The organism is Photorhabdus heterorhabditis (assembly GCF_001280945.1).
Taxonomy (GTDB): Bacteria; Pseudomonadota; Gammaproteobacteria; order Enterobacterales; family Enterobacteriaceae; genus Photorhabdus; species Photorhabdus heterorhabditis.
On record NZ_LJCS01000216.1, the window covers coordinates 1 to 609 of the forward strand.

The following is a 609-nucleotide window of genomic DNA, read 5'->3' on the forward strand; positions in this document are numbered from 1 at the left end:
CAATCTTCAAACGACGCATTTCAGCATCAACATGGTGACGCAGCTTATCTGAGGAAGCAGGCTGTTTCAGATCCGCCATCAGGCTCAGTTGAGTCACCACCGCGCTGAGAAAATGTTTACGTTTTCCGACGAACTTAATGACTTTTAATTCCCTGCCATGCAGCTTAGCTAATACGACCAGTGCCGGAAGCGGCACTTTCTCCACGGCTTTATTCATCACCGCAAACAAGGTGCTACTCAGTTCATTCAGGTATTTTTCTATCGTGAGGGAAGCGGGTCCATGAAAGTGCTCAGCCATGTCTTTAAGCCCATCGGGGATTTTATCCCAGGCGAGAGAGCCGTAATCTGCACCGGTCTTTAGAACCCCATGAGTCTGCTCTATCCTTTTATCGCTGTTCATCACCAGCGCACGTAACAGCAGATTATCCGGCGTGATGCTGTCGCGCATCATCTGCTCTTGAAAATAATGTGAGGCCCCCAGCTTGTCCTGCATCCCGTAAACACAATCATGAACCGACTGGGTAAACAGCGCGCCGCTGTAATCGTCCGTGCTGTCAAAGTTATGGTCAAAATAGTCCAGCAGGGTCTGGCTTTTCAGCCAGTCCAGAT

General features: G+C 49.6%; 1 protein-coding gene. It reads right to left on the reverse strand.

The window, feature by feature from the left end:
* Positions 1-609 (reverse strand): hypothetical protein (locus AM629_RS24135; protein ID WP_200905792.1); only part of this gene is annotated, 609 nt, incomplete at both ends.